We start from the raw sequence: 13,850 nt of genomic DNA, 5'->3' as shown, positions 1-13,850 counted from the left end.
CGCCTATTTTTAAAAGTTACGGAATCTGAAATCATAATTAAGCGAATGAACAACTCCATTCGTAGTTTGTATATCCGTGGAAGCAACACGCTCATTCCTAGTCCCGTCCTGATTTCGACTAGCGATATAAAGTGCGATCTCTCCGGTATCCTCGATATCATTATAAGCCATCCTTTGTGTCCACAAGAAAAGAGAACCTCTAATACAATCAAATACCAAACCATCATATTCCACAAACGCACTCTCGATTCCCCCTCCCGATTGTATCCGGTTCCCCCGGGGAACATCATTCAACATGATGCGTTTCGGAGCCACCAATTTCTGTATAATATCCTGACATTTTCCAACCGGGATATCTGTCACTCTCTCGTAATTATTTTCTAACATATAGCGTAAGATACTATTACTTGTCAAACCGAAAAAAGTGATTTGCTTATATTCACCAGTTCCATCGAAAAGAGATTTCAGTCCTGCATGTTCTATCATGACAACCGTGGAATCCCAATCGTAACTATTCGTGTGAAAATATTCCCACATCGTACAATCATGAATTCCGTTTGCCGTTCCCCCATTGATATAATTGTATTTTGTGCAAGAGCAAAAGCATAGCACCATTACCACGATTGCCCCCTTAGTTATATGTTTTATTGTTGCCGCCATGACCAGTAAATATTTTGTTTCATTAATGGATTTTTTGTAAATGAATTACGAGACACGGGAAGATAAAGAGCTCCGTCCCGTATATCGTTGTCAGTTAATGCTGCATACACCGAAGATAATTCTTCCCGGAAATACCCGTTTCTCACGACATCATAATAACGTTGTCCTTCCCCAAATAATTCCCGCTCCCGTTCTAGAAAAATTTCTCTCCGCAGAGATTCAGAATCAGTTCTTCCATCATAATCATCCAAACCGGCACGCTTCCGTATCCGATTCAAATCGTTAACAGCCGAAGCCTCACCCAAACGTGCACGACATTCTGCCCGAAGTAAAATCAGATCCGCCAAACGCCATACCACCCGGTTCCCCTCCATCGCCAATAGTTGAGCCTCTCCGTCTTTATCTATAAATGACGGATTCACGGTACGAATAGGATCACGCCATTTATTTAAAAAAGCATAATCTGATATAATTTCTACGGAATCAATCACATTTCCATCATCATCCCAGTCTGAATCCTCCCAATAGCTGACTTCTCCCAATCGATACCAATATTCGTCCCGTCTTTCGTCCTTCCTATCCGGATACAAATTCAGCACAGATCTCACCGAAATCCAAGGTTTCCGATAATTCGATTCTATTTCCTGAGGATTCATTTCACTATACGGGTAATCGACCAGAACCAATCCCGGGTAACGCTCCTCAAATTGTTTCCTCCAAAACCTATTTTCATCCGTTTCATTTATTTCTATCGCGAAAATTGTTTCGTCACTCGTTCTATTTGCGCCCAAAGTATTAGCGATCAGAAGAGAAATCGTCTTTTCCAAATCATAAAAACCGACCTTCCCGTCTATCACCAAAGACGCATGCTCTTCTGTTTTTTTCCAATATTCCGTATCGCCATACAATCCTCCCATCCAAGCGTAAATATTAGCTAGCAACGTGTGTACCGTGCCTAAACTGGCATATTGTTTCGAGGTAATCACGTTACCATTCGCATCCATTAATTTATCATGCGTCGGAAGAATCAAAGCAACCTCAGCACAACGTATAGCCTCCTTCAGAATAACATCGACCGTACTTTTTCCTTCAGCTTCCGTGGACTCCGTTCCGGGGGCAAGAGGAACCTCTCCCCAATTCTGTACCAAATCAAAATACATTAATGCTTTAACAAAATTCGCTTGGGCCAGCCAATATTTCGCCCTCTCATCAGAGATATTCTCAAAACGGAATTGATTCTCTTCCAACATATCTGCCAGATACATGGCACTATAATGACCACTCCAGCCTTCCATACCCATTTTATTGAAAAATTCAGCAGGATCTAACTTTCTATACCCTTCATAGTCGCCGGCATTATCACATGGCAGTCCGGCCCAGCCAAAAGCATTTACATGATAAGGAGCAAATATTCCTTTTTCGTTATTAAACATAGAGATTAACACCTTTTCCAAATCCTGTTCACTCTTGAAATAATTCAAGTAAGTCACCGATTTTTCAGACTCCACGTCCAACCAATCATTGCAGGAGAAAAACGGTAAAAGCATTAAAATAAATAATATCTTTTTCATACCCGTCACATCTTAAAAATTAATAGTCAATCCAACAGTAAATTTCCGGGGAAGCGGATAAGAAGACAATGCATCCAATCCACTGAAGATACTCACAATCTCCGGATCTAAACCGGAGTAGTTTGTTAACAGAAACAAGTTCTCCATAGTCATGAATAGACGAGCCCCAGAAAGCCCTATTTTATCGGCAATTTGGCGATCCAAATTATAACCCAACGTAAGTTGTTTTAAACGAAGCATATGAACCTTCTCAATAGCAGTGTCATAAACTCCCGAAAATTGATTCTTCAACTCCGTGTACATCTGTAACTTGGAGAAATCATGTTCTTTATTATCCGCTTGAGTCCATGCATCAAAATCCCGGGTATCACCCATGATCGGAGCAGGTCCATTACCGGGTTGAGCAAACGAGTACTTGTAATTATTTATGATATGACGTCCTAACGAATAAGTAAAAACAACATTCAGATCAAACTGTTTCCAACTTATCTCATTGATCCATCCACCGTGAGCGACGGGTAAAGGGCTTGCCGCATAATATTTGTCAGCTTCCGAAATTACACCGTCACCATTCAGATCCAATATTCGACGTGTTCCCGGAAAAAAGATACCTGTATTACCTGTATTCAAAGGTTTCGGTAAACCATTTGCTTCCGTGTAGTACATGGGAACTTCATCCATTGAATTATAAAACCCATTTGTTTTGAATACCCTTATCCGGTATAAAGGTTCCCCCAAAACATTTTGTTCATAATCATATCCGTCACTACTTTTCTCGAAACGATTCCAGTTCCGGGAAACATTATATTTCATTCTCCACTTCACGGCTGTTTCCCGCAAAATATCCGCGGTCAACTCGACCTCAATACCCTGATTCGAAACAGCTAATGCATTTTGCCATTGAAATTTATGAAAATATATATCACCGGGAAGATCAACCTTATTCAACTGTCCTTTCGTGTAACGATAATAATAATCAGTCGTTACTTTCAAACGATAGTCAAATAAACTGAGATCCAATCCCACGTCATATTGACTCGTTTCCTCCCAAGTCAGTTTCCGGTTAATAACCCCTCCATCCGTATCCGGAACAATTCCACTCGTACCCAAGAAACTCCCGCTAGAAGTCATCAAACCGTGCGCCAGATAACGTTGACCGAATTTCTGACCAGATTTACCCCAACTTACACGTACTTTACCAAAACTCAACCAATACAAATGTTTCAAGAAGGGTTCTTCCGAAAAAGCCCAACCGGCAGCAATCGAAGGAAAGGTTGCCCAACGTACTTTTTCTCCGAAAACAGAAGACCCATCTCTACGTATGGTCGTTTCAAACATATATTTCTCCTTGAAATTATAGGTTAAACGCCCGAAATAACTATTCATCCGTTCTTCCTCGAAATCCGAAGCATAAGAAAAAGCAGATTCGTAAACCGTTTCATCACTCTTGGGATCAGCAACATTAACTAATCCGGCACCATCTCCCCATTTTCCCTGTACATATTGCACGTAATCATTCGGACCATTTCTTCCGCTTCCGGCATTGGAATAGTTCTGGTCTTTTTGGAAAGAAAGTCCCAACAACACATCAAAATTATGTTTTTGTTTCAGGCTAAAAGAGTAACTCAATAAATTCTCGTTCAAAATGGAGAGGCTACGTCCAATATTACCTTCCGACGTTGACCAATGGTAATATTTATCCAAAGTACTAGGCGAGAATTGATTCATATTCTGCTGATTATAATCGATTCCGCCCGAAACACGTAAATGCAAATCAGGAATTATCTCGTAATCCAATACCAAATTATAGCGGGCCCCGTAACCATGATTTTTCTGGGTGATGCTATTCATTTTCTCCAACAATTCGGTTTTAATATAAGAATCTCCCGGGTATAACGAGGAAACTACCGTAGGATTCACCGTCATTCCCTCAATCTTCGCACCCCCACTATTTCCTCCCCGACTACGATCCGTGTAAGAAAGAGAAATCTGATTATCTATCTGAAGACGTTTCGTGGGATGAACCGATATATTCGTCATCACGTTAGCCCGTTGATAATCACTATTCCGCATAATACCTTCCTCCTTGTAATAACCGGCACCTATCATATAGCGAACAGCTTCTGTTCCCCCGCTAGCCTGGATATTGGCGTTATACACGCTTGCCGTGCGATAGGCATATTTCCACCAATCTGTTGAGTTATTAAAAAATACATTCAAACTATCCTGTAAATGATAAGCACTATTCGCACTTGACGATGTACCTAAAAACCAGTCGTACATCGGCTGATTCGTGGTAGTAGCTCTAAAACGATACACTTCTTCGAAAGAAGTAGGTATTTTCCAATGTCCATCCACATCCTGATACGGAGTTACCGTATTTCTTAACCCCCGAATATTGTACCAACGTTCCAATTGCCCTCCACTCTGCTCCGGTGTTTTCGGTAACCATGAAGCAGAATAAGAAACATTCGCTGTAAATTTAGTCAATCCCGCACGCCCTTTTTTCGTGGTAATCAAGATCACGCCATTACCGGCACGAGATCCGTAAATAGCGGCAGAAGCTGCATCTTTCAATACCTCGATAGATTCAATCATAGAAGGATCTAAATCGGATAATGTATTCGTTCCCGTGATAGGGGAAGTAAACGCCTGCATGGGCACACCGTCAATCACATACAAAGGTGTCCCGTAAGCACGATCTTCCCCTTCACCTCCACCGTCAACAAAAAAAGAGTTATAACCGCGAATCGCCACGATAGAACCACCTCCTCCGGGAGCTCCCGAAATATTATTTACTTCCACGCCCGCCATATGTCCTTGCAGCAAACTTTCCAAACTATGGGTCGGTAATTCCTTTATATCATCCGCCTTCACGGAAGATACCGCACTAATCACCGTCCGTTTTTTCTGTTGCCCGTAAGCAATCACCTGCACCTCGTCCAACCCGGTCACATCCTCTTTTAAGATAACCCGTATCGTGTCCCTCGTATTTTCCGTGAAGTTCACGGTCTGAGATTTAAACCCGACAAACGAAATTTCCAGACTTCCTTTCGTGATCGGCAAACGCAACACGAATTGCCCAGCATTATTCGTCGCCGTACCCACGGTGGTATTTGCCACTTTCACCGTCACTCCCGGTAACGGCTGTTTCTTTACATCCATCACCACACCTCTCACAATGAAACCGCCTTTCTGCCCATCAGTTCTCACGGCAACAAATGGTCGCACGATCACCACGTTTTCCCCGATCTCGAAACGGTAATCTTTACCAAAGACCAAAGGCAAAACTTCCTTTAACGCCATGTTCGAAACGCTCACCGTGACATTACGATCCACGTTCACCTCCCGGTTACTGAAAAGGAAATCCTTTCCCGTCTGTTTTTTCAGCTCCTTCACGACCTCACCCAAAGGTAGCTCTTTCACGTGAAGCGTCACACTTTTATCCTGTGCAAACAATGGATTCCAAGCCACGGATAAGCCACAGAACAATAAAATCAGTAACACTCTTGCACTTACCAAAATGGACGAACGTAGAGTCCGACACGCATTTTGTTGCATCGTTCGATTTTTTTCCATAATTTTGTATTAATAGTTTAACATGACCAACCCTGAATCCAACTTCAGGCTAGTCGAATTATCAAGACGGTATCTGCGCGAACAGATACCGTTTTTTTATAACAGGGCATTCACCGTTACCGTCCGGCCGGAGACCGTAAAGCGAACATCCGTAGTTTTTTCAATCATATCCAACGTCTGGCGAATCGTGTTATCCCGCCACACGGCACCCGTGAACTCGTAAGACTTCAATTCCTCGTCCGTCCAAAATACCTGCAAGTCATACCACCGTTCCAGCTGGATCAGAATTTCTTCCAAGGTCATCTTCTCGAAATAGAATCGACCGTTAATCCAAGTAATATAATCTTCGGGGTTTACCTCTTTCACGTCGATCCTCGTACCAACAAGAACCGCTTGTTGATTCGGCAACAACACGACTGTCGAATCCGTCTGCAAATCGTCTACCCGCACCTTTCCCCGTACCAACGTTGTGAAGATTTCATCATTCTCCGGGTAAGCATTTATATTAAATTCTGTTCCCAGCACCTCGATTATCGCATCATCATGCACATCCACCCGGAAAGGCCTTAACGTGTCATGCTCCACTTCGAAATAGGCCTCTCCCTTTAAAAACACTTTCCGTTCATTCGAAGCGAATTTCACCGGGAACCTCAATTCCGAATCCGCATTCAACCGCACCCGGGTCCCGTCGTTCAGCTCCACCGTGTACTCCCCGCCCCGAGGAACCACAATTTTATGATAGAATAATTGTTCTACCTCTTCCTCTACCGTATTATACACCAATTTTCCCAACGTATCCACGGCCAGAGGCAACCCGTCCTCCTGCCGGATTGTATCCAAATGCGGGGCAGACAACTCTATTTTCGCCCCTCCTTCCAAAACCAGATAAGCCTTGCGTATACCCGTGGAATCCATTGTCCCGACAGTCGCAACGTTCACGGGAGCCAATTCTTTCTCTTGATTTAACCAAAATAACAAGAATAATGATAATGGTAGTATTAAAATAGCCGCATACCGGGTAACCCGCAACAAGCGTCGCCTCCTTGCATCCCGTTGTAAATTTTCCTGCACCCCATTCCAAATTTTCTCCCGGTTCGTTTTCATCCGCATCGCCCTCATCCTTAGCAACTCCTTCTTCACGTGAGCATACTCGTCCTTCCTCAGCTCTGTCCGCAACTCATCCCAATTCATCGTTTCTCCTTTTGTCAAGAAACGCCGCAGGATTTCCTCTATATGATCTTTGTTCTCTGTTTCCATTTTTCTCGCTTTACACCTTATTAACAAGGTCGGAAACAAAACGAGTGAAAGAAACAGACATTTTTTTCAAAAGAAATTACTTTATTTTTCAAGTTGAAAGGAAACAACTCTATTTCAGTAACATACTCAACAGCATGAACAAGGTGGTCCCCGGAAGATTCAGATCCGATCTTACTTTTTTATAACCAAAACGCACTTGCGTCTTCACCGTGTTAATCGTAACTCCCAATTTATCGGCCACCTCTTGGTACTTCAACCCTTCCACACAACTCAACACGAATATCTCCCGACATTTTTCCGGCAAACGATCTATTGCATCCAATAATAGTTTTCTCAGCTCTTCCAATGCGTCGTCATTTTCCCAATCGAACTCCTCCGTCTCCCCATTCAGCATTTCCTGCCGATAGCGTTCCTCAACCCGCTCCCGCACTTTCTGATTGATACAGGTATTTCTCACGGTCCGCTGCAAATAGCCATAAATAGATTCCGAATAAGTGATCTTTTCACGCATCGTCCAAAACCGCACGAACGCCTCCTGCACCAAGTCTTCGGCTACATCCGAATCCCGGCAATATCCTAAGGCATAAGCGTGCAACATATCCACGTACGTGTTGAAGAAATATTCAAACGCCCGTCGATCTCCCTGTTGCATCTGCAAGAAGACTGTCAACTCATTATCAACATTGGTCATTTTACGCCGATTTACACGGCAAATATAAGAATAATCGACAAAATCACACCTCAACCATTTCCTATTTTCAAATATTTATCTATATTTGCAATCGCAAACGGGGAATTAGCTCAGTTGGCTAGAGCGTTTGAATGGCATTCAAAAGGTCGTCGGTTCGATTCCGATATTCTCCACAAACACTACATAAAGCATTGAATTTCAATGCTTTTAATTTTAAAGAGTGTTTTCGATTTTTTCGGGTTTCTTTTTAGGTTTTGGAACGGCTTAAAAAAACAAGGAAAAGTGGTGTACAAATACTCAAATTTTTTATTTCAAAACTATTTCTCTACCCTTCCATCCCAAGACCAACACTTACATCTATCTCTTTATGTTGTTATCACTCTCCGTCTCCCTTCGTTCCTATAGAAGCCGACTTCATCGAAAAGATAACGAAGAGATAACGACAAGACGCAAGAGTAGGCCATACCGAGGGCAAGACTTCACCCGGAAGATTACAACCCCTAGAAACAGGTAGGAACAATTTTAGCATTTCAGCAAAAATATTCCAATTTGGCATAAATTATGTTACACAAATTATCACTAAACCTAAAAATACAACATAATGGAAGTTATTGCAGCACGTACGATGAACGCACTTTACATGTACCTTGATGTCGCATTCCTACTTTTCCTAGGTGCAACCTTAGTTTACACGAAAAGATATTTGGCAATCCTTGTCGGATTACTGGCCGGAATCCTGTATTTCATTGTTGACTATGGTTATTTTTACCTGTATTTAGGGACAAGAAGTGTGGAAGGAGCCGATCCGTTCTGTTTTCTCCTGTGGTTAAGCATGAGTTACGGTTTCACGAATTTCGTATGGATATGGCTCTGGCTCGACCGGGACAAACGGGCATTGGAATGGTCAATCTTGATTATCACCTCTTGGTTTACCACCTCGTTACTAAGCCAAAGTTTCGGGGGTAATTTCGCCCCGATCACCATTTCAAGGGGTACGGGAGCCTACCATGGCATCATGGCCCTCATCCTCTTCGTGGGATATGCCATTCTTTGTATTCACAATATCAGAACGACAGATGAAACCCGAAAGATTAACATCCCGTGGATTCTTGCCATCGGGATTCTAGTACAATTCGCATGGGAATTCGTACTACTGATCACAGGAATCCGTAACCCGAGTTTCATGACCATCGTGGTTAACTCTCTTCTCGAAACCAACTTGGGACTACCTTACATGTACCTCATTCACCGGGCTGTAAGTAAACGATACCACGAAAATCTCTCCCGTAGTGAAAAAATCATCGTAGCCTAATTAACCACTCTTTCCTGAAAAAAAGGACAACGTATTAAACTCGTTGTCCTTTTTTTCGTAAATTAGCCACAAATAAAAACCGAAGTTTATGGAACAGGAGCGCCAAGAAGAGAACCAGAAACTGACAAAAAAAATCAGCCCGTATAAAATCATATATCCCATCATTATCGGGTTGGCCGTGGTCTCTTACATGTTATATAAAGAATTCGATCCCAAAGCATTTGACATGATCACCTTTACATGGAACACCGTGTTCTGGTTATTCGTTGCCGTCCTGTGCATGGCCATCCGGGATTTCGGGTATATCATTCGGATCAAAATACTATCCGGCGGGAAACTAAACTGGATACAATCCATCCGAATCATATTTCTCTGGGAATTCACCTCGGCAGTAACCCCTTCCGCCATCGGGGGAACCAGCTTGGCAATCCTTTTCGTGCATAAAGAAGGTATCGGGGTCGGGAAAAGTTCCGCCATGGTCATGGCAACCTCCTTTCTTGACGAATTGTACTTCATCATCATGTTTCCACTCATACTGCTATTCGTCAACCATCAGGCACTGTGGGAAATGCCGGATACCACGAAAGCAGTAGCCGACGGGTTAATTCTCGTGGCCGTTATCGGATATAGCGTGAAACTTGCCTACCTTCTCGTGTTAAGCTACGGGTTATTCAAGAATCCTCGGGGCTTGAAATGGCTGATCATGAAATTATTCCGGTGGCGTATTCTCCGCAAATGGCGTCATGATGCCAACGAGGCCGGAACCGATATTATCCGGAATTCCCACGAATTAAGACGTATGCCATTCTCCTTTTGGCTAAAAACATTTGGAGCCACTTTTTTCTCGTGGACAGCACGTTACTGGGTGGTGAACGCCATCCTCGTGGCTTTTTGGTTCGGACGTTATGATTGGGCGCAACATTTTCTTATCTTTGCACGACAACTCGTCATGTGGATCATGATGCTGGTAAGCCCGACACCAGGTGGTAGCGGTTTTGCGGAATTCGTCTTCTCCAAATACCTCGGGGAATTCCTTCCGAGCGCCGGGGTTGCCATAGCGATGGCCATTTTATGGAGGCTCATCAGCTACTACCCTTACCTGTTCATCGGGGCATTTATCGTACCGAAATGGATTGCCCGTAGTTTTGGCAAGACATCGAAGAAAACGAAAACGAACAATTAAAGATTTAACGTGCTAAGGAATAAAAATCATGGGACTATTTAAACAACCGGAACACCGTCGTTTCAACTTAAAACCCCGCTACTGGGACCCGGAAGCAGAGGCCAGAAAAGAACGGGAAAAACGTATTCGTGCAGAACTGGGATTAGCGGAAGATGGGGATGAATATATTCCCGATGTCAAGGCCAGTCTTCAAAAAGAATACGCCAAACGTAAAAATGAGCGTCTCGGAGGAGGTCTTGGTTACTCAACCCGTATCTTCATGATTCTTATCATTATACTGATCGGGATCTTCTATTTGGCAACGTACAAGATCGACCTCATCATGAAATTATTCTAAGGATTCCGGTATGGCAGACGTAATTCAATTATTACCCGACTCGGTAGCGAACCAAATTGCGGCAGGAGAGGTCGTACAACGTCCGGCCTCCGTGGTGAAGGAATTAATGGAAAATGCCCTTGATGCCGGGGCAACAAAAGTACAAGTTATCCTAAAGAACGCGGGCAAAGGATTTATCCAAGTCATTGACGACGGGAAAGGAATGTCCCCGAGAGATTCCCGCATGGCTTTTGAACGTCATGCTACATCCAAAATATCCTGCGCACAGGACTTGTTCAATATCCGCACGATGGGATTCCGCGGAGAGGCCCTTGCATCAATTGCATCCGTAGCAGAGGTGGAATTACGCACCAAACGGGAAGAGGATGAACTGGGTACCTACCTCTTCGTGGCCGATTCTGAATTAAAAAATCAGGAAAATATCAATTGTTCCCGGGGAACAAATATGCTGGTTAAAAACCTGTTCTACACGATTCCCGCCCGACGAAAATTTCTGAAATCGGACACCACGGAACTCCGTAACATTACCACGGAATTCTTACGAGTGGCCCTCACCGCCCCGGATATCGCATTCACGCTCGTCAACAACGGGAACGAAATATACAACCTGCCAGCATCCGGCTTGCGACAGCGTATCGTTAATGCCTTCGGGAAAACGATTAATACAAAACTACTCCCGGTTAATTGCGAAACGGGAATCGTTACCATCAATGGTTTCGTATGCATCCCCCAGCACGCCCGGAAAACTTACGGGGAACAGTATTTTTTCGTGAACAACCGGTTCATGAAACATAACTTTTTCCATAAAGCAATCACGGAAGCCTATGCCGGCTTGATTAGCGGGGACATGATCCCCTCGTATTTCCTTTATTTCACGGTGGACCCTTCCATCATAGATGTGAACATCCACCCGACAAAGACGGAGATCAAATTTCAAGACGAGAGTGCTATATTCCAAATTATACTGGCCAGCGTAAAAGAGGCCTTGGGCAAATTCAATGTAACCCCGACAATCGACTTTGATACGGAAGACAAGGTTGACTTCACGGTTCCCGACTCACCGATTCTCCCGAAGGTTCCCAAGGTCAGTTATAACCCCCATTACAACCCGTTCAACTATTCCACCTCGATCTCGAAAGAAGATTCAAACTTCGAACAGTCAGGCGGTAATAGTTCACGCCAGAACTTCGACCCCCGGCACAAGGAACAAGTTCCCGCAAACTGGGATGCACTCTTCGCCGGATTGGAAGATAAAACCGAAGAAGTACAAACTGAAATCCCCGAAATGGCAGAGAAACAGGAGGACCACGAAGGAATCATCTCTTTCGTGCAAATGAAAGGCAGATTCATTGTCACGCCCGTTCATTCCGGGTTGATGTTCATTGATCAGAAACGGGCGCACGAACGGGTGCTATACGAACGTTATCTGGAAACCTTGTCACACCAACAAATCTGCGGACAAAAAAGCCTGTTCCCCGAAACTCTAGAACTCTCGGCTGAAGATTTTCTACTCGTAAAAGAAATCATGGACGATCTGGCCATATTAGGTTTTGAACTCGGAGAATTCGGAAAGAATTGCTACGCCATCTACGCCACCCCGTCCGACTTGTCGACTTCTCGCGGAAAAGAAGTGCTTATCAGCCTAATTGAACATTACAAGAACACGGAAGGTTCAATCCGGGATAAAATGAGGGAACGCATAGCCCTATCACTCGCAAAGGCGGCATCGCTGGATTACAATACCCCACTGGACAAACAGGAAATGAGCGATCTGTTCGACAACTTATTCGCTTGTCAGCATCCCAATTACACGGCTGACGGCAAGACAATCATCCACATTCTGAAAAATGAGGACGTAACCCAGTGGTTTAAATAAAAAACTATTTTTCTTTCAGATAAGCCCGCAACGTTTTCGCTGTTTCGGGATCAGAAGGTCGTGACATATCCGAATTGATAATACGTCCATCCGGAGCGATCAAAATAAAACGAGGAATCCCGCGAATCATGTAAAAATCCATGAAAGAACGATCACTCCCCATATATAATTGTACTTCTCCCTTGGGATTCTCCCGCACCCGCTTTTCCCAGACAGCACGGTCATTATCACAAGAAACAGCCACGAACACGATATTTTCATCTTCAAACTCTTTCTCCAGTTTCTCCCAAGCCAGATTTTCATAGCGACAAGGAACGCCCCAAGTAGTCCACACGTTGATGAACAGGTATTTTCCCCTGAAATCTTCCAATTCAACAGCTTGCCCGGCAATATCCGTAAACATAAAATCAAAAGCAGGACTACCGGGGACAATTTTCGCACAACGATCATAAATCTCTTGAAACCGTTTCCGCAATGCCGGGTCCTTCACGTAAAAATCATACACCCGCAAGACATCATCAATATGCTCGTCAATTCCCACACCAAGCAAATAAGCATAAGCGTAATGATCGATCAGGAACTCCACCAGCGTCTCGTTAGTCAAATGGTGAATCACATAATCAAACTGCGCCATCACTTGCTTGTAGGCATCCAGCTCCTTCATGTGGTACGTACTGATCAACGAAACCAAGGAGGCCATTCCTTCTTGGTACTCCTTCAGAACCAACAACTTCTCATCTTCTTTGATCAATTTTTTGATACAGGAAAGATAAGCGGTATCCGGCTGATAATCCATGTTTCCTGTACTCCAAGCATGATACAAGGGATAATTTTCCAACGCTTTATAAGTGGAAAACTTGATCCGGTTCCGTTCCATCTCGGCAAAAGCGGCATCGAAACCCATGGTATCCAGATAATGAAACTGCTCTTGAATCAAATCCTTCAACTGGTCTAAAAACTCCGGGGCATTCAGTTCATAATCAAAAGACAGATTCTTCATGACCTGACTATTCAAATAACTATTCTTAGGAGAGCCGTCTCCTTCAAAACGGATATTCCCTTTAGCATGATCCCCGTAAATATATATTCGTAATGTCGTTCCGTCTTCAATAAACAAAGGAAGACGATCCTTTCCATATTTTAACGTTGCATATCCATGTTCGCCCTCCGTCAGCATCAATTTGGCATAGCCGGAGTCATCCACTTCAATTTCCCGTTCCTCCCCGTTAACCACCAGCTCCGGCTGTATCCCCGAAGACCCGATAAGATTAAACTCCACAACCGTTTTCCGGGTATTACAACACCACATCAATAATATCAAGATCAATATTATGCCTCCAAATTTTCCCATGATCTAACGCACCAATGTTACAATTTGCTAAAT

The 13,850-nt window shown here is 43.6% G+C and carries 10 protein-coding genes and 1 tRNA gene; 5 read left to right on the top strand and 6 right to left on the bottom strand.

The annotated features are described in order from the left end of the window. Positions 1-9 precede the first annotated feature (9 nt). The 5 genes from QVC79_RS05905 to QVC79_RS05885 form a co-directional block, all read right to left on the bottom strand. Positions 10-660, bottom strand: coding sequence for a hypothetical protein (locus QVC79_RS05905; RefSeq protein ID WP_270594296.1), 651 nt, complete (start codon positions 658-660; stop codon positions 10-12). Then, positions 645-2,231 carry a RagB/SusD family nutrient uptake outer membrane protein gene (locus tag QVC79_RS05900; protein ID WP_270594297.1) on the bottom strand — a complete coding sequence of 529 codons (1,587 nt, stop codon included), beginning with the start codon at positions 2,229-2,231 and terminating at the stop codon, positions 645-647. The genes QVC79_RS05905 and QVC79_RS05900 overlap by 16 nt, the downstream gene beginning before the upstream one ends. Before the next feature lie 12 nt (positions 2,232-2,243). Continuing rightward, a complete protein-coding gene (locus tag QVC79_RS05895) occupies positions 2,244-5,810 on the bottom strand; it encodes a SusC/RagA family TonB-linked outer membrane protein (protein ID WP_270594298.1) in 3,567 nt (1,188 codons plus the stop codon). Between the two features lie 96 nt (positions 5,811-5,906). Continuing rightward, entirely contained in the window at positions 5,907-7,067 is a 1,161-nt protein-coding gene (locus QVC79_RS05890) for a FecR family protein (RefSeq protein ID WP_270594299.1), read from the bottom strand. Between the two features lie 109 nt (positions 7,068-7,176). Further along, the gene (locus QVC79_RS05885) at positions 7,177-7,758 is read right to left on the bottom strand and encodes an RNA polymerase sigma factor (protein ID WP_124316470.1); all 582 of its coding nucleotides are present in this window, start codon (positions 7,756-7,758) and stop codon (positions 7,177-7,179) included. Between the two features lie 99 nt (positions 7,759-7,857). Between QVC79_RS05885 and QVC79_RS05880 the strand changes: the two genes are divergently transcribed. The 5 genes from QVC79_RS05880 (at position 7,858) to mutL (ending at position 12,466) form a co-directional block, all read left to right on the top strand. Next, positions 7,858-7,931, top strand: a tRNA-Ala gene (locus QVC79_RS05880). A gap of 428 nt (positions 7,932-8,359) precedes the next feature. Beyond that, positions 8,360-9,070: a hypothetical protein gene (locus QVC79_RS05875; RefSeq protein ID WP_270594301.1), complete on the top strand. Its 711-nt coding sequence runs from the start codon at positions 8,360-8,362 to the stop codon at positions 9,068-9,070. An 88-nt stretch (positions 9,071-9,158) separates the two neighbouring features. Further along, the gene (locus tag QVC79_RS05870; RefSeq protein WP_270594302.1) at positions 9,159-10,253 is read left to right on the top strand and encodes a lysylphosphatidylglycerol synthase transmembrane domain-containing protein; all 1,095 of its coding nucleotides are present in this window, start codon (positions 9,159-9,161) and stop codon (positions 10,251-10,253) included. A 28-nt stretch (positions 10,254-10,281) separates the two neighbouring features. Further along, positions 10,282-10,590 carry a hypothetical protein gene (locus QVC79_RS05865; protein ID WP_124316467.1) on the top strand — a complete coding sequence of 103 codons (309 nt, stop codon included), beginning with the start codon at positions 10,282-10,284 and terminating at the stop codon, positions 10,588-10,590. A gap of 10 nt (positions 10,591-10,600) precedes the next feature. Next, on the top strand, positions 10,601-12,466 hold the full coding sequence (gene mutL / locus QVC79_RS05860; protein ID WP_270594304.1) for a DNA mismatch repair endonuclease MutL: 1,866 nt from the start codon (positions 10,601-10,603) through the stop codon (positions 12,464-12,466). 4 nt (positions 12,467-12,470) lie between these two features. On the opposite strand, the gene QVC79_RS05855 is transcribed toward mutL, so the two are convergent. Beyond that, entirely contained in the window at positions 12,471-13,817 is a 1,347-nt protein-coding gene (locus QVC79_RS05855; protein ID WP_124316465.1) for a TlpA family protein disulfide reductase, read from the bottom strand. Positions 13,818-13,850 lie beyond the last annotated feature (33 nt).

It is taken from the genome of Butyricimonas sp. (assembly GCF_019423355.1).
Lineage (GTDB): Bacteria > Bacteroidota > Bacteroidia > Bacteroidales > Marinifilaceae > Butyricimonas > Butyricimonas faecihominis.
The sequence above is the reverse complement of the archived record's forward strand: the minus strand, read 5'-3'. Positions and strand labels throughout refer to the sequence as shown.